This is a genomic window from Flavobacterium johnsoniae (assembly GCF_030388325.1).
GTDB lineage: Bacteria > Bacteroidota > Bacteroidia > Flavobacteriales > Flavobacteriaceae > Flavobacterium > Flavobacterium johnsoniae_C.
In genome coordinates, this window is sequence record NZ_CP103794.1 from 2,957,698 (window position 1) to 2,973,847 (window position 16,150).

Annotated in this window: 19 protein-coding genes; 2 read left to right on the forward strand and 17 right to left on the reverse strand. The window is 31.8% G+C overall.

Features of this window, described 5'->3' with window-relative positions; translation table 11 throughout:
* Positions 1–9: 9 nt before the first annotated feature.
* From kdsA to NYQ10_RS12915, 11 genes are all read right to left on the reverse strand, one after another.
* Positions 10–828, reverse strand: a complete 819-nt coding sequence (kdsA, locus tag NYQ10_RS12865) for a 3-deoxy-8-phosphooctulonate synthase (RefSeq protein WP_184163646.1) — start codon at positions 826–828, stop codon at positions 10–12.
* Positions 829–1,118: 290 nt separating this feature from the next.
* Entirely contained in the window at positions 1,119–1,433 is a 315-nt protein-coding gene (locus NYQ10_RS12870) for a hypothetical protein (protein ID WP_289876729.1), read from the reverse strand.
* Between the two features lie 45 nt (positions 1,434–1,478).
* Positions 1,479–1,931 (reverse strand): 2-dehydro-3-deoxyphosphooctonate aldolase, encoded by a 453-nt coding sequence (locus NYQ10_RS12875; protein WP_289876730.1) that lies wholly within the window; start codon positions 1,929–1,931, stop codon positions 1,479–1,481.
* 28 nt (positions 1,932–1,959) lie between these two features.
* A complete protein-coding gene (locus tag NYQ10_RS12880) occupies positions 1,960–2,640 on the reverse strand; it encodes a lysoplasmalogenase (protein ID WP_289876731.1) in 681 nt (226 codons plus the stop codon).
* An 8-nt stretch (positions 2,641–2,648) separates the two neighbouring features.
* Positions 2,649–3,920 (reverse strand): sterol desaturase family protein, encoded by a 1,272-nt coding sequence (locus NYQ10_RS12885; protein ID WP_289876732.1) that lies wholly within the window; start codon positions 3,918–3,920, stop codon positions 2,649–2,651.
* A gap of 64 nt (positions 3,921–3,984) precedes the next feature.
* Complete coding sequence (locus tag NYQ10_RS12890; protein ID WP_012025489.1) at positions 3,985–4,260, reverse strand: ATP-dependent Clp protease adaptor ClpS; 276 nt, start codon at positions 4,258–4,260, stop codon at positions 3,985–3,987.
* Between the two features lie 35 nt (positions 4,261–4,295).
* Positions 4,296–5,129: a 50S ribosomal protein L11 methyltransferase gene (gene prmA / locus NYQ10_RS12895; protein WP_289876733.1), complete on the reverse strand. Its 834-nt coding sequence runs from the start codon at positions 5,127–5,129 to the stop codon at positions 4,296–4,298.
* A 218-nt stretch (positions 5,130–5,347) separates the two neighbouring features.
* The gene (gene tpiA, locus NYQ10_RS12900) at positions 5,348–6,100 is read right to left on the reverse strand and encodes a triose-phosphate isomerase (protein ID WP_289876734.1); all 753 of its coding nucleotides are present in this window, start codon (positions 6,098–6,100) and stop codon (positions 5,348–5,350) included.
* Between the two features lie 93 nt (positions 6,101–6,193).
* A complete protein-coding gene (locus tag NYQ10_RS12905) occupies positions 6,194–6,691 on the reverse strand; it encodes a TlpA family protein disulfide reductase (RefSeq protein WP_289876735.1) in 498 nt (165 codons plus the stop codon).
* Positions 6,692–7,021: 330 nt separating this feature from the next.
* Entirely contained in the window at positions 7,022–8,122 is a 1,101-nt protein-coding gene (locus NYQ10_RS12910; protein WP_289876736.1) for a BT_3928 family protein, read from the reverse strand.
* An 81-nt stretch (positions 8,123–8,203) separates the two neighbouring features.
* Entirely contained in the window at positions 8,204–8,743 is a 540-nt protein-coding gene (locus NYQ10_RS12915; protein ID WP_289876737.1) for a DUF1599 domain-containing protein, read from the reverse strand.
* Between the two features lie 149 nt (positions 8,744–8,892).
* Between NYQ10_RS12915 and folP the strand changes: the two genes are divergently transcribed.
* Both folP and NYQ10_RS12925 read left to right on the forward strand, forming a co-directional pair.
* The gene (folP, locus tag NYQ10_RS12920; protein ID WP_289876739.1) at positions 8,893–9,717 is read left to right on the forward strand and encodes a dihydropteroate synthase; all 825 of its coding nucleotides are present in this window, start codon (positions 8,893–8,895) and stop codon (positions 9,715–9,717) included.
* Between the two features lie 139 nt (positions 9,718–9,856).
* Positions 9,857–10,489, forward strand: a complete 633-nt coding sequence (locus NYQ10_RS12925; RefSeq protein ID WP_289876740.1) for a hypothetical protein — start codon at positions 9,857–9,859, stop codon at positions 10,487–10,489.
* Between the two features lie 28 nt (positions 10,490–10,517).
* Here the strand turns inward: NYQ10_RS12925 and rlmH are convergent, their stop codons facing one another.
* The 6 genes from rlmH to NYQ10_RS12955 form a co-directional block, all read right to left on the reverse strand.
* Positions 10,518–10,991: a 23S rRNA (pseudouridine(1915)-N(3))-methyltransferase RlmH gene (gene rlmH / locus NYQ10_RS12930; RefSeq protein ID WP_035648259.1), complete on the reverse strand. Its 474-nt coding sequence runs from the start codon at positions 10,989–10,991 to the stop codon at positions 10,518–10,520.
* A 412-nt stretch (positions 10,992–11,403) separates the two neighbouring features.
* On the reverse strand, positions 11,404–12,819 hold the full coding sequence (locus NYQ10_RS12935; protein WP_289876741.1) for an adenosine deaminase: 1,416 nt from the start codon (positions 12,817–12,819) through the stop codon (positions 11,404–11,406).
* A gap of 216 nt (positions 12,820–13,035) precedes the next feature.
* On the reverse strand, positions 13,036–13,320 hold the full coding sequence (locus NYQ10_RS12940; RefSeq protein ID WP_289876742.1) for a GNAT family N-acetyltransferase: 285 nt from the start codon (positions 13,318–13,320) through the stop codon (positions 13,036–13,038).
* 5 nt (positions 13,321–13,325) lie between these two features.
* Positions 13,326–13,721, reverse strand: coding sequence for an OsmC family protein (locus tag NYQ10_RS12945; protein ID WP_289876743.1), 396 nt, complete (start codon positions 13,719–13,721; stop codon positions 13,326–13,328).
* Positions 13,722–13,724: 3 nt separating this feature from the next.
* Entirely contained in the window at positions 13,725–14,606 is an 882-nt protein-coding gene (locus NYQ10_RS12950; RefSeq protein ID WP_289876744.1) for a pirin family protein, read from the reverse strand.
* Positions 14,607–14,922: 316 nt separating this feature from the next.
* Positions 14,923–16,023: a DNA alkylation repair protein gene (locus tag NYQ10_RS12955; RefSeq protein ID WP_289876745.1), complete on the reverse strand. Its 1,101-nt coding sequence runs from the start codon at positions 16,021–16,023 to the stop codon at positions 14,923–14,925.
* Positions 16,024–16,150: the final 127 nt, after the last annotated feature.

Consider the following 16,150-nt stretch of genomic DNA (forward strand, 5'->3'; position numbering starts at 1 on the left):
TATTATAAATTAAAATGCGTTAACCGTTTTTCTGATAGCAACTAACTTGTTCATTAAACCTTCAAAATAGTCTAAATGAAGCATATTTGCACCATCACTTTTTGCATTAGCTGGATCAAAATGTGTTTCGATAAAAATACCGTCAACACCAACTGCAATACCAGCTTTTGCTACTGTTTCGATCATATCTGGTCTTCCGCCCGTAACTCCAGCAGTTTGATTTGGCTGTTGTAAAGAATGCGTAACATCCAAAACTGTAGACGCATATTGTTGCATAGTCGGAATTCCTCTAAAATCAACAATCATGTCTTGGTAACCAAACATAGTACCGCGATCTGTAACCATAACATTCTCGTTATTACAGTCTAATACTTTTTGTACAGCATGTTTCATGCTTTCTGGACTCATAAATTGCCCTTTCTTCAAGTTTACCACTTTTCCAGTGTTTGCCGCAGCAACAACAAGATCTGTCTGACGAACTAAGAAAGCAGGAATTTGTAAAACATCTACATATTGAGCTGCCATGTCGGCATCTTCGTTAGTGTGAATATCTGTAACAGTCGGAACGTGAAATGTTTCTGAAACTTTTCTTAAGATTTTTAATGCTTTTTCGTCACCAATCCCAGAAAAGCTATCAATTCTAGAACGGTTTGCTTTTTTGAAAGATCCTTTAAATACATAAGGAATCTGAAGATTGTCGGTAATACCAACTAATTTTTCAGCAATTCTCAACGCCATTTCTTCTCCTTCGATAGCACAAGGCCCCGCCAATAAAAAGAAATTCCCGCTGTCAGTATGCTTAATTTGAGGAATATGTTGTATGTTCATAATATGATTTTTTGACAGTGCAAAGGTAGTTATGATTTATGAGTTTCAGATGAAGATTTAAGATTATTTTATGAAGCTAATCCTGCTATCCGCTTCAAACAATGTTCACTGAACTCCGCTTAAAATAAATTACCTGTGAGGTAATCTTTTTCTCCAAATCCTTTTTTTCTTTGGTCGTTGCAGGAGCTTCCGTTGGTCGCTCTGCAACGACCAGAAAAAATAGGCTTTCTCAAAAAAGGATTTCCGCTTCTATCAGGGCTAGGAGTTTCGTGGAATTACGAAAAATTAAGTTAATTTTGAGTTTCAAAAAGTGATAAATTTACTCCAGCACATTCAGCAGTCAATTCATTAAACTTCTCTGAATCTATAATTCCAATTCCTCCTTGTGCCAATATTTCAATTTTATTCTCAGTTATAATTTTATAGTTAAAATTGGATAAATTTGAAATTCCTGTTTCTGAAGTTTGTTTTCTAATTTGACTTTGGTATTTATAATAGTTTTCATTACAGATTAAAATACCAGAGATTGCTCCCATGGTTAAATCGATAACTTGAAAATCTACAGTTCCAATAGATTCATTGTTTATAAGAATTTCACATTTCATATTTACTTTGATTTTTTTCGCTGATTATAAATCAAAAAATAAAAATTAATTCTGCTTCAATCTCAATCCCATCGGAACCATTAAAATTCCTTTTTCGTAAACATTCAAATAAAGTTTAATTGGTTTTTTTTGACCTTCCCATTTTAATTCATAAACATTCAAAAATCCAGCTCCCATGTTGCTTCTTTTGGTCGGAAACGGACAACAGGTTTCTAATTTTGTGTACGTTATTTTTTCGCCACTTGGTCCGGCTAAGGCATTAAGAAAACGAGATTCGTTTAAAGCTTCATTATTAGTATTTTGGAAAAATATATTTACAGGATAATCAGGATCGTAACCGTATTTTTTGTCTTTCGCAAATTGGTTAATGACAAAAGTATTGTCTTTTTTTAGAACTAAATCTGGAGCATTATCGTCTACATTTTTTAAAGTTGATTTCGTGCTTACACATGAAGTTACGGAAAGCAATAAGACAATAAAAAAGGCAATTTTTTTCATGAGTTTGGTTGTTATAAATAGAAGTAAATTATTCTTGCGTTTTCTTTGGATTTAGTTTTAAAATACCAACTACAATCAGATATTGTGCCAGAAGATAAGTCAGCATAATAAAAAAAGAGCTTTTTGGAATTGGAGCATAAAATTTATTTATAGCCAAAATACTATCAGAAACAACGAAGCAAAGTGCGCCAAAGAAAACCAGATAATTTCCAGGTTTTTCCCAAACTAAAAGTCCATTAACAGCAAATAATAACATAATTGAAATGATGGAAGCATAAACACTGACAGGAATTTCAAGATCTCCTAAATGTGGCATTAAAAAAGAAACCATTCCGATAAGATATAAAGCAATCAGGACGCTGCCAATAATAAAAAGCGTTTTATTCTGCTTTTTTCTAACTTTATTCTGTTTATTAAACAAAACACAGTAAAGAATATGTGCCGTTAAAAAGGCTAAAAGACCAAAAATAAAATAGGTTTCGCCAAGATCGCTAAAAAGCAAGATAACATCGCCAATCCACGAAAAAACAAGCGCGGCAAGCAAAGTATTTTGTGTTGGAAATTTTCTGTAAAAATAAGCGCCAAACCCGATAACAGGTATTAAAATAGGCTTTAAAAACAGATCAAAGCTCTCAAAACCTGACAAAAGAATGATTAAATAGACTATACTGAACGCAATATAAATCTTGAAAAAGTAAGAATTTCTCATAATAGGGGTTATGAATTTATATATTGGTTTTGTTTGATTTTAAATTCAAAATGTACAAAATAAATTGTTGCGAGAAAAGATAAAATCAGATAAGCAAAAATAATATAATTACTAATTGGAATTACGCGATTTAATCCGAACCAATCGCCATAATAGGTAATTATACAAATTACAAATCCTAATCTTAGTGATTCCCAAAATACAGCAAATTTACTTTTGTCCATTAATTCAGAGTAGCTATAGATTGTCAGGAAAATAAAAAAGCCATAAACAAATATGTTAGGAAGTCCGATTTTAGCAATATTATCGAATAAATAGCTTACAAATAATAACGTAATTAGTACTTGAACGACCGACCAATAAATTAATTTTGCTGAGTTTTGAGTTCCATATTTTTCAAAATCAAAAACATTTTCAATTTTGTTTACGGGATATTTTTCTTCAAAGTTTTCTGGACGCCAACCTGTTGGTTTAAACCAAATTGTTAGTTTGTCTTTCCATTTTGGAGCGCGCCAAGCATCTGAAATTAATAGACTTAAATGCTGAAAATTTATTTTAATCGGATTCCAAGTATTAGCTGGTCTTGTAATTCCGAATACAGGCGGAACATCATCTAATTCTTCCTGAAAAGTTCCAAAAAGCTTATCCCAAAAAATAAAAATTTGTGAATGATTTTTGTCCAAATATTCTGGATTTATGGCATGATGAACCCGATGATGCGAAGGAGTAACCAAAATATGCTCAACAAAACCCATTTTTTTGATGTGCTTGGTATGATACCAAAATTGTAAAAATAAATGTATAGGAAGTGTAATTGCAATAACAGAAGCCGGAACACCAAGTAATGCTGCTGGAATTAGTAAAAAAGTAAATAAATTAACCAAACTGGCAATTGGCTGACGAAGTGCGCAAGCCAAATTAAACTCTTCACTACTATGATGAATCGCATGTTTGTTCCAAAGAAAATTAATTTGATGTGCTAATCGGTGACTCCAATATCCGTAGAAATCAATAACAAAAAAGGCAATAAAATAGGAGAGAACGTTTGCTTCTAAATGCTGTAAGGCAATTTTAGAAACCAACCATTCGTAAGAAAGAAATGTAATGCTTAATCCTAAAACGTCTTTGACAGAATTAGTAATTCCGGAACTAATGCTTGATACGCTGTCGATAAGAGGAGCCGTATCATTTTTTTTATAAATGCCATATATTTTTTCGATAATAATTAATGTCAAAAAAATAGGCATTGCAATAATTAATATTTTTCCATATTCTTCCATAAAAAAAACATTCTATTTCATTCAAATATAGAATAAAATAGAATGTTTTTTACATTATTTGCAATTAAACAATTTCGGCGCTAAGCCCAGCTTCCAAAAGTTGTGTACATTGTGGTTTAAGTTTTTCGATCGGACCTGTTTTTACAGTGCATTTTCCGTTGTAATGTACAATTAAGGAACATTGTTCTGCTTGTTCTGCTGTGTGGTCGCAAACACGCATTAAAGTATCAATAACGTGGTCAAATGTATTAACGTCGTCGTTATACATAATGATTTCGTTATTAAAAACAGCCGCTTCTTTCTCACGGACTTTTTCTCTTACTTTTTCTTTAGTACTCATCTTATTTAGTTTTTTGTACTTTGTAATTACTCTATCTAATTTACGTATTTTAATGATACCCAGTTGTTTCTTTGTAGCTTTTTAACATACGTTAATCCTTTTTCAACACAAGAAGCATCTATAAATGGAATGTCTTCTTCGTAGAAACCGCTAAAAAGAATAATTCCTTTTGGGTTCAAAGCATCAACATAAGCTTGCATATCATTCAATAAAATATTTCTGTTGATGTTGGCAATGATTAAATCGTATTTTTTTCCAGCCAATAAAGCGGCATCGCCCTCATAAACGCTTATATGTTTACAGTTATTACGTTCAGCATTTTCAATAGAATTCAAATAACACCAATTGTCTATGTCAATTGCATCAATAGGTTCAGCACCTTTCATTTCGGCAAGAATAGCCAAAATTGCAGTTCCGCAACCCATATCAAGTGTTTTTAAACCTTTCACATCCATTTCTAATAAATGCTGAATCATCATGTGAGTCGTTTCGTGATGACCAGTTCCAAAACTCATTTTTGGTTCAATTAAAATATCAAATTCAGCATTTGTTTTTGGGTGAAAAGGAGCTCGAACGTGGCATTTTCCGTCAACATCAATTGGTTCGAAGTTTTTTTCCCATTCTTCGTTCCAGTTAACCTGATCTATTTCTTCAATGGTATATTCAATTTTAAATTCGTCAGATTGCAAAATGTAAATATCATCCAGAATATTCTCGTCCCATAAATCCTTTTTCACAAAAGCCGAAATTCCGTTTTCAGTTTCTGTAAAACTTTCAAACGCTTTTTCGCCCAATTCTGCCACTAAAATTTCCGAACCCAATTCTTTTGGTTCAATTGTAAAATGATATCCTAAATAGATGTTTGACATAAATAAAAAATTTTTGCAAAGGTAAGAATAGAAAGTAGAAGTTGTCTAAAAATCTAAAAGAACATTCTTATTTTAAGAATAATTTAAACATAAAAAAAGCGATGCGTAATGCATCACTTTGTATTTTGGTTTGCCACAGATTAAAAGGATTAAAATGATTTTAATATTGAACTAAAAAAATCTGTGAAAATCCTTTTAATCTGTGGCTAAAAATAAATTTAGATAGCTGTAACGATAGCTAAGAAATCATCAGCTTTTAAAGCTGCACCTCCAATTAAACCACCATCAACGTCTGGTTTAGAGAAAATTTCTTTTGCATTTTCTGGTTTTACAGAACCACCGTATAAAATAGAAACTTCGTCAGCGATTTCAGCTCCGAAAGCTTTACGGATAGTTTCTCTAATAAATTCGTGCATTTCTTGTGCTTGTTCTGGCGAAGCAGTTTCTCCTGTTCCGATAGCCCAAACTGGTTCGTAAGCTAAAACAACTTTAGACCAAGATTCTTTTGCAATATGGAAAACGCCATCACGCAATTGGTTTTCAACAATATTGAAATGATTATCAGATTGACGGTCTTTTAATTCTTCTCCAAAACAGAAAATAACTGTCATGTCATGTTTTAAAGCCGTATCTACTTTATTTGCGATTAAAGCGTCAGTTTCATGAAAAATAGCTCTACGTTCCGAGTGACCTAAAATTACAGTGTTAACACCAATGCTAGTTAACATATCTGCAGAAATTTCTCCTGTAAAAGCACCGCCTTCAGCTTGGTGAACGTTTTGAGCAGAAACTCCAATAGTTGTGTTTTTTAATTTTGTAGCGGCAGCTTGTAAGTTTACAAAAGTTGGAGCCACAATTACTTGTGCATTTGTTTTTGCTGGAATTTTAGCAATTAACTCGTTTAATAATTCTTCAGTTTGAGCTGCATTTTTATGCATTTTCCAGTTTCCTGCAACAATCGATTTTCTCATTTTGGTAGTTTTTATTATTTTTTAATTTTTTGTTTTTGAAGAAGCCAAAATTCAATTGTAATTGAATTTTGACATTGATATTTTTATTGAAAATTATTTCAATGATTTTAAAGTTTCGTCGATTTTAGCAAAATCAGTTTCGATAGCACGGTAAAGAGTAATGTTTCCTTTTTTATCCACAATGATGTAACGAGGAATCCAGTCTAAATCTATTGCTTTTCCGAAAAGACCTTTCATTCCGTCATTCATCATATAATGATCGCCTTTGTTTAATTCGTGTTTTTCAATTCCTGCTTTCCATTTTTCAGCCGTTTTATCAGCAGAAATAAATAAGTAAGAAACATCAGGATTATTGGCTTGTAATTCTTTTAATTTTGGCATTGCTTTCACGCAATCGCCACACCAAGAAGCCCAAACTTCGATTACCAAAGTTTTTCCTTTGTATTTTTTTAAGATGTTTTTAAAAGTGGTTTGACTATTGTCTGTTCCTAATAATTTTTCAGCTAAAGCTTCTTTAGAAAAAGCTGTTTTTTGAGCTTGCGAACAAGAAAAGGTAATAAATGCAATTACTACTAAAGCAATTTGTTTCATATGTAAAATAAATTATTTTTAAAATTAAGTACTGAATTCACAAAGTTAAACAAACAATTTGAAAGCCAAATGGAGATTAACAAAATTTGAAGACTCGTTTGTTTTGTAACAATAAGTTAAATTTTGGTTAGAAAAACAAGAATGAAATCGTAATAGTAGAGGAGAAATTCAGGTAATTTTTTTAACCATTCTTTTCGAATTCGAAAAAAAGAGTAATTTTTTGATTTGACGGATAACTTTTAGAGGAAAAAAACGTCAGATTTGAAGTGATAAAGCATAAAAAAAAGCTACAAATTAAATTGTAGCTTTTTTGGAGTAATATAATAGTAATTACAACTTCAAATCATCAACATCATTATAATGTACTTTTTGAACAATAGTTCCGTCATGAACAACAACAATACTTGGATTTGCTCTTTCGACAGTTTTTAAAGCTGTTCCGTCGCAGAAATAGAAATCAAGATCTAAAGCATATTCTTTTTTAGCTTTTGCAATTTCTTCAGCTCCAGAAGCCGTCATTCCGATTACTTTATAACCTTTTGCTTTTGCATCGGCACTAACTTTTGCTAATTTTTTCATTCCTTCAGGATTTGATAAATTCAAATCGTAAGTAACGAAAATCAATAATTTTGGTTCTTTTAATAATTCTTCTTTGTAATCAGAATCATCTTTTGTCATTGTAAAATCGTGAATTGGCGGTACGTAACCTTCAGAAATCACTTTGTCTTTTCTGTCAACAAATGTTGCGCCTTCTGGAATATTCATCAAATCTTTTTCTGTGAATTCTTTGTCAACGCCATTTACTTTGTAGATAAAAATCATTTCTACAACCGATTTTGGCGCACCTTCCGGAATTTCCATTCCTTTCTCAATATTTGTTCCCACTTTATACGGACGGAAATCTTTAATCGGATTATGGTTTAAAACCCAAACCGCCATAAAAACGCATAAAACAATACTGATTAATACGACGATATTAGTAATCATTTTTGAAAATAATGGTTTTACTAATTTCTTATTGATGAACAAAATCAAAATAAAGAAAAGTAAAACAACATCTTTTGTGAATGATTGCCAAGGCGTTAAGTGTAAAGCGTCTCCAAAACATCCACAATCTTTTACGACATCAAAATAAGCAGAGTAGAAGGTAAGGAAAGTGAAGAAAATAATTAAAAGCAATAAAGCCCAAATGGTTAGTTTCGATTTGTAACCGACTAAAAGCATTACGCCTAAAACTACTTCCAGAATTACCAAAAAGATTGCTAAACCTAAAGCTAAAGGCTCTAAAAATGGCATGTTGAAAACTGGTTCGCTAAAATATTCAGCTAATTTATAAGAGAATCCAACAGGATCATTTAGTTTAATTAATCCAGAAATGATAAATAATACACCGACAAATAATCGGGAAAATTGAGTAATAATGTTTTTCATGAGAAATCTATTTGGGATTTTATTTTTCGCCTAAAATTTCAAAAATTAATCTTGAAAATTTTTGAAATTCGTGACAAACATTTATTTGATAGGTTCTAGAATTAAAGCAAAAACAGAATAATTAATCATATCCTGATAATTTGCATCGATTCCTTCAGAAACTATTGTTTTTCCTTTATTGTCTTCAATTTGCTTAACGCGAAGAATTTTCTGCAAAATCAAATCAGTTAAAGAACTTACACGCATATCGCGCCATGCCTCGCCATAATCATGATTTTTGGCTTCCATCAAATCTTTAGTCAATTTTACTTTAGCATCATACAACTCAGTTGCTTTTTCAACGTCAAGATCCGGCTGATCTACAACGCCCAATTCTAACTGAATTAAAGCCATAATAGAATAATTGATGATTCCGATAAATTCTCCTTTTTCATCTTCATCAACTTTACGGACATCATTTTCCTGTAAACTTCTAATTCGTTGCGCTTTTATGAAAATTTGATCGGTTAGCGATGGCAATCTTAAAATTCTCCATGCACTGCCGTAATCTGTCATTTTATTGATAAACAACGTACGGCAAACCGCGATAACATTATCAAATTCTTGGGAAGTATTCTTCATTTATATGCTGTATATTTGCTAAAATTTCTTCAAAAATAAGGATAATTTTTTAAGAGTTTCAAGTTTCAGGTTTTCTTTGTTTCAAGTTTTTTCTAAACAAAGTGTTAATGCTGATAACTTGAAACTTGAAACTTGAAACAAAACAAACAATGACAATTAATTGCAAAGGTGAACTTATAGATTTATCATTCCCGAAAGTTATGGGAATTTTGAATGTTACACCAAATTCTTTCTTTGACGGAGGAAAATATAAAAACGAAGACGAAATTATTTCGCAAGTAGATAAAATGCTTTCTGAGGGCGCTACATTTATTGATATTGGCGCATATTCTAGCAAACCAAGTGCTGAATTTGTTTCCGAACAAGAAGAAATTGACCGTATTGTTCCTGCTATAGAATTGATTCTAAAGCATTTCCCTAAAGCATTATTATCAATTGACACGTTTAGAGCCGAAGTTGCAAAAGCAAGCATAGAAAGTGGCGCTGCGATTATAAACGATATTGCAGCAGGAGAATTGGACGGTAAAATGTTTGATGTAATTGCAAAATACAATGTTCCGTATATTATGATGCACATGCGTGGTAATCCGCAAACTATGCAGAGTTTAACGCAATATTATGATATTTTAAAAGAAATACTTTTCTATTTCTCAGAAAAAGTGAAAAAAGCAAGAGCTTTAGGAATCAATGATTTGATTTTGGATCCAGGTTTCGGTTTTGCCAAAACAACCGATCAAAATTATGAAGTAATGCAAAAAATGGAGCTTTTTAATTTGTTAGAATTGCCTGTTTTAGCTGGAATTTCAAGAAAATCAATGATTTATAAAACACTCGATATTACACCGCAAGAAGCTTTAAACGGAACAACTTTCTTAAATACTATTGCTTTGACAAAAGGCGCAAAAATTCTTCGTGTTCATGATGTAAAAGAAGCTGTGGAATGTGTTACTTTGTTTAATAAAATGAGTTTTTAAATCGCCAGTTTTGTCATTTCGACGAAGGAGAAATCTTCGTTGCTAGATTGACAAAGAATGGATTCTCATTGCCGAGTTACTTGCGAAGATTTCTCCTTCGTCGAAATGACAAACTTTGTGTAAAATGAATTTTAAAAATATGAAATACTTTACCCTAATTATAGCTTTCCTACTTTTCTCCTGCGGAAAAAAAGAAGACGTTTTACTTCCAAAATCAAACATCACAATTGTAAAAGATGTGCAAGATCTTTCGCCAATTTATATCTTTTTCAAAGTTGAAGGAAAAGATACAATTGCAGATGTAAATCGAAAAAGCAGTATTATTTCGACCAATTGGATTTTGAATATTGACAAACGTCTGCCTTTAAAATTGGTAATTCCAGAAGTAATGAAATTGCAGGAAAAAAAGCGAGCAGATAGCGCCCACAAAAATGAAAATGCCGAAAATTATTATTCTTACGCAGATTCTATTGGGAAAAATCTAGCCTTTTTGCCTTTCACGAAAGTGTTTTATAAAATGGAGAAACCTACAGCAGGAAGTTTTGTAGTTTACTTTAAAAAGGGAAAACAACAGGTTTTTATGGGGAATAAGGAAATAAAAATAGCAGAAATATTAAAGTATTTTTATAGCATAAAGTTTGAAAAAGTGCCAAATCTGGTGTTTCTATTTGATAAGGAAATGAGTTATGAAGATTATATTCAATATAAAATTCTACTTCAAAAAGATGTAACTCACAATCTTGATGTGCTTCCTGTAGAATTCATTTTTTAACTTGAAACTTTAAACCTGAAACAAAAAGTTACTGATGATGATAAGGTTCATTTCTTAAAATCGTGAATCCTCTATACAATTGTTCGATAAAAAATAAACGAACCATTTGGTGCGAGAACGTCATCAGCGAAAGCGAAACTTTTCCTTGGGCTTTTTTGTAAACGGTTTCAGAAAATCCGTAAGGACCGCCAATTACGAAAACTAAAGTTTTAACACCCGAATTCATTTTCTTTTGTAGTTCTTCAGAAAAACCAACGCTTGAGAATGTCTTTCCGTTTTCATCCAACAAAATCAATTGATCAGTTGCTGAAAGTTTAGACAGAATTAATTCGCCTTCTTTTTCTTTTTGCTGACTTTCAGATAAGTTTTTTACGTTTTTGATGTCAGGAATAATTTCCAAATCAAATTTGATGTAAAATGATAAACGCTTGGTATAGTCGTCAATCAAAGTTTGAAGCGATTTATTATCTGTTTTGCCTATTGCTATAAGTTTGATATTCATTGGTTAAAATTTTTAGTTTCGAATTATACTAATTCGCACGAATTTTATTAAACACATGGAGGCATAGTTTCTCTTTGTCTAAAACGGCGTTTCACTAATTGAAATGCACATAGCTATGTGTGAAAGCTTGCTTTTTTAGTAATCTTAAAAAGGAATAATAAAATATATGTTTCTATGTGTTTAATTTTTCAATACAAAGCTTATTTTTTTAAATCTGTGCGCTACGTTTTTTTATTTTCAAAAACCGTTTCGAAATGTTCTACAATTGGAAATAGTTCATAATAATGATGCAAAATCTTTTTCCATTCTAAATATGCTTCAGAAGTTCTAAAACTAATTGTATGATCTTCAAGTGTATATTGGTAATTATCCTAACAGGTTTCAAAAATCTGCTAGGTATTTTTAAGCTTTGTTAATTTTTAGAAAATTTCGTTTCAAAAGCTTTAAAACGATTATCTAAATCTTTAATCAATTGTTTTTTAACCGATTCATCTTGAATGAAGCTGTAATTGATGCTGTTATAAACGTATTTTTTAATTGTTTCGTAATTAACATCAGGATATCTTTTCGCTAATAAAACATATTGTTCTGTCATATTGCTTCTTAAAATTCCCGCGTCATCTGTACTGATTACAATTGGTACATTAAATTCTTTATAAAGCGTAAACGGATGTCTGTTTTCTTTTACTTTCAAAATGAATTCATTACTGGTCAAATTAATCTCAATCGGTATGTTTTTCTGAGCCATATATTTCAATAAATCATACGAATTAGCCTCGTAAGCAATATCCACTCCGTGACCAATTCTATTTGCGCCAGCGACATAAATAGCATCGTTTATGTGCCAAGTCAATTCTTCTGGTTGAACCAAACCTAAAGTTAATTCGCCCGCGTGAAGTGTGTATTTTACGTTTGGAAATTTAGAGTGGCAATATTTAAACATTACCATGTGAAGCCAATAATCTTTCATAGAATTTTCGCCATGTTCTGGAGAAACGATGTTTACACCTGCAGTCAGTTTACTTTCGCTTGACGAAATGAAAGCAATCACTAGATTTTTGAATAAATCAACAGGCTCCATAAAACGTAGCACAAAGTTCTGATAACGCATTGTAAATTTGTCGTCATCTATTTTTAAATCTTTATGAAGTTTTGCTAGGAAATTAGTATTGAAATCATTGGCGTACTTTTTTGCTTCTTTTTTCTCAAGAGATTTATATAAATCATCTAAAAGTTTGAGAACAGATTTTTCATCCTTTTGATTTGCTGCCTGACGTAATTTGTTATTAAAATCAGTCAAATCTGAAACATTCATGTCGCACGGAATTGTTGACAATTGCGTTTCGAGATAAAGAACATTTTCTGCAATAGCACGTTTTTTTAGTTCCAGCATTCCTTCTGCAAAATGACCTTTAATTGTAGGTTCAAATTTCATAAAAGAATCAAAAAACTGATCGTCTGAAGGTACAGAACCATTATAATCTTTAATCGACCAAGTCTGCATAACTTGTTGTTGATAATAGTCTAATTTTCCTTTGTTTTTAAGAGAAGTAAAGCTTTCCCAGTTTCCTTTTTCAGGTTTAGTTTTAGAAACTTCCATAGTTTCTAAGTTCAAGTAAAAATCTTCTGCAATGGCTCTTTCTAAAAGCGGTTCTGCGTAAACTGATCCTGAAAAATGGTGGTGTAAATCGCCTCCTTTTGGCATTTGTTGAAAAAAAGCTGTTAAGAGAGCTTCATTATTTCTGATTTTTTCTAAATAATTCTCAGCCGATTGAGAAAAGCCGATTTGTGTTATAAAAATACAGAAAAGCGTAATTATCCTTGTCATACTCTAAGTTTAAATTACGCGCAAATATACGAGTTTTCGGAGAATTTTGAAAATTGAATTTTGTTGCGTTGTTTTTTTAACGCAAAGAACGCAAGGTTTTTATTCCAAGCTTAACTTAATATAAACGCAAAGTTCGCAAAGCTTTGTCTAAAAAACTCTGCGAACTTTGCGGTTCAAAAAAACTTAGAACCTTAGAACCTCAGAATCTTAGAGGCTTCAAGAAAAAAGTACATCACGTATTTCTTCAACTTTATCAAAAACGCTTTTTGCAAAAGGACAAAGCGGAATAATTTTTAAGTTGTTTGCTCTTGCATAATCTACCGCTGCCATAACTAGTTTTTTGCCGACACCTTTTCCGTTAAAATCTGGGCTTACTTCTGTATGATCAATAATAAATTTGCTGTCTCCGGCCCAAGTGTAAGTCATTTTTCCGGCTTCTTTTCCGTCTTCTAGGGCTTCAAAATAGCCTTTTCTGATATCATTTATTTGTTGAATTTCCATATTATTTATACTAAAGAAGTTTCTATTTTAATTGTGTTTATTAGTGTTTTATGAACAGGACAACTGTTGGCAATTTTTAAAATTCGTTGTTTTTGCGCATCGTCTACATTTCCTGTAATTAAGATTTTGGTTGAAAATAAAGAAACAGTATGTTCTTCATTTTTTTCAAAATCTACCCAAATCGAAAGTTCTGAAACGTCCCAAGCTTTGCGGTCAATATACATTCGCAACGTAATTAAAGTGCACGAAGCTAGAGAAGAAGCCAGAAGTTCAAACGGACTAAAACCTAAATTTTTTCCGCCTATTTCTTGCGGTTCGTCAGAAATTAAAATATTACCTGTTTTAGAAGTTATTTCTGTGCGATATTTTCTTGTATCGATTGTTGCTTTAATTGTATCCATAAGTTATTTGATTCTTGGTTCTGGTAATGGCACAAATTCGGTTTCGCCAGGAACTTTTGGAAAAGTCTGTTCTGTCCAATCTTTTTTGGCTTTTTCGATGAGGTTTTTATCTGAGGAAACGAAATTCCAAAAGATAAAATGTTCTTCAGGAAAAGGCTGTCCACCAAAAATGTAAACTGTAGAGTTTTCGGCAATTTCAAATTCACAAAGAGAAGCTTCAGTTGTAATTAAAATTTGTCTCGGATCATAAACATGTTCGCCATTTTTTATACTTCCTTCTAAAATGTATAATCCACTTTCGCCGAATAAATCTTTTCCAATATTGATTTTTTTAGCTTCTTTGCTTTTAATTTCAATAAAGTATAACGGACTGTAAACAGGAACTGGCGATTTTTTGCCAAAAGCTTCACCCGCAATCAATTTATATGAAACTCCGTCTTCTTCCCAAGCCGGAATATCATCTGCTTCAACATGCGTAAAATTAGGTTCCATTTGTTCCAATTCTTTTGGAAGTGCCACCCAGATTTGTAATCCGTGAAGCATTTTATCTGAATGTCTTAAATATTCTGGCGTTCTTTCAGAGTGAACAATTCCTTTTCCGGCAGTCATCCAGTTTACGGCGCCAGGTTTTATTTCTAATTCCGTTCCTAAACTGTCGCGGTGCATAATGCTTCCTTCAAACAAAAAAGTCAAAGTTGAAAGTCCGATATGTGGGTGCGGCGGAACATCCATATTTTCATGATCACTTAAATGCGCAGGTCCCATATGATCGATAAAAATAAATGGTCCTACAGCTCTTTTTTCACGGAAAGGCAATAAACGCCCAACCATAAAGTTGCCAATATTGGCAGCACGTTCTTCGATAATTAAACTGATATTTGACATGTGGTATTTTTTATTTGATTTGAAAACAAAATTACAGTTGTGATAGAAATCTGTAACTTAATTTAGATTAAGAAAGCTTGTTTTTTTTTTTGATTTATAAAAGTAAGGAAAAACGTTGGTTAAGTTTTTACGTGATGATTAAATTTAATTTCAAAAAGTCCCAGAGGTAGGAAATATTTGTAGAATAATAAGGTTGCCACAACGACAAAGCTCCAGTGGGGCGAAATAAATATGTCGCTCCGCTGGAGCTCTTTTGTGGAAGACGATAATATTGGCTATAAATATTCTGCTCCCCTGGAGCATTTAAATTGGAATATTAATCAATCAATTCAAATTCCAAAACTTCACTCTCAGTTCCATTAATAATAATAGACAATTGATGAGTTCCTGTATGAAAAACACGTGTCGTAATCAATTTAAAAGATTGATTTCTTTCAATTTTAGTTAATTGATTCGGATGATAAATTTTCTCACTTATTTTAAACACTTTTTTAGCCAAATGTCCTTTTGCTTTTTTATAATGAACAGCGTATTCTAAACGAACTGTTTTTGGTTCTATATTTTTGTTATTTAAGTGAAAGTGAAACTGCAAATAATCTCCAATTTTTACAGTTGGAGTTTTAATTTCAAATAAAGAAAGTTCAATATTCGTGCTTTCTAAACCATAATGACTTAAAATTTCTGGATGTCCTTGTTTTAATAAAGTTCTGCATCCGTGTTTAATAATTCCGTCTGTTTCTTTGCTGTATCCTTTCCATTTATTGGCGATTTCTAATACAATCTTCGGATTATCTTTCGCAATATCATTTAAATTATTGGCAACGCTTCGGCGAACATATTCGGAAGGATCGTTTTTTAAATTTTCTAAAATAGGTAAAATAGAAGAAGGATCTTTTTTCAAAAACGGAATCGCCATTGCCCACGGTAATCTTGGGCGCGAACCTTCGCTTGCTAATCTTCGAACGTGATGATTTTCGTGTAATGACCATTTTACCATTTCATCGATCATTTGTTCTTTGTATTTTATAATGAAAGGGCGAACGGCAAATTCACAGCTTATAAATTGAGTTATAGAAACAAAGGCTTTTGCAGAGGTTTTGAAATCGTCTAAACCATACATTTCAATGTAATCAGCAAAAAAAATGAAAGCTAAATTGCTGTCTACGAAATTATTTTTCTTTAGATTTTCGATTATTTTATCAATTAAAGCAACGGCTTCAGGAAAATTTTGCGGCATAAATTGATGAAACACAACTGTTGTATGTTTCATTCGTTCTTTCCATTCTTTTTGAGCAAAATCACCTTCGTAAATTGCTTCAATAAATTTTTGTTTGTTGAATTTTGGATGCACTTCGGCGACAGCCTGACTAAATTTTTCGTAAAAAGAAACCGAGTAAATATCTTTAATTAATCCCATAAATTTTGCTTGATTGAACCTCAAAGATATTTAATGTTCGTTAAATTTTCTACCATTAAGGCATTAAGTTTATTAAGTTTTGTGCTTAATTTCTCTTTAATAAGTTACTTGTTTAAAAAAGAAATAT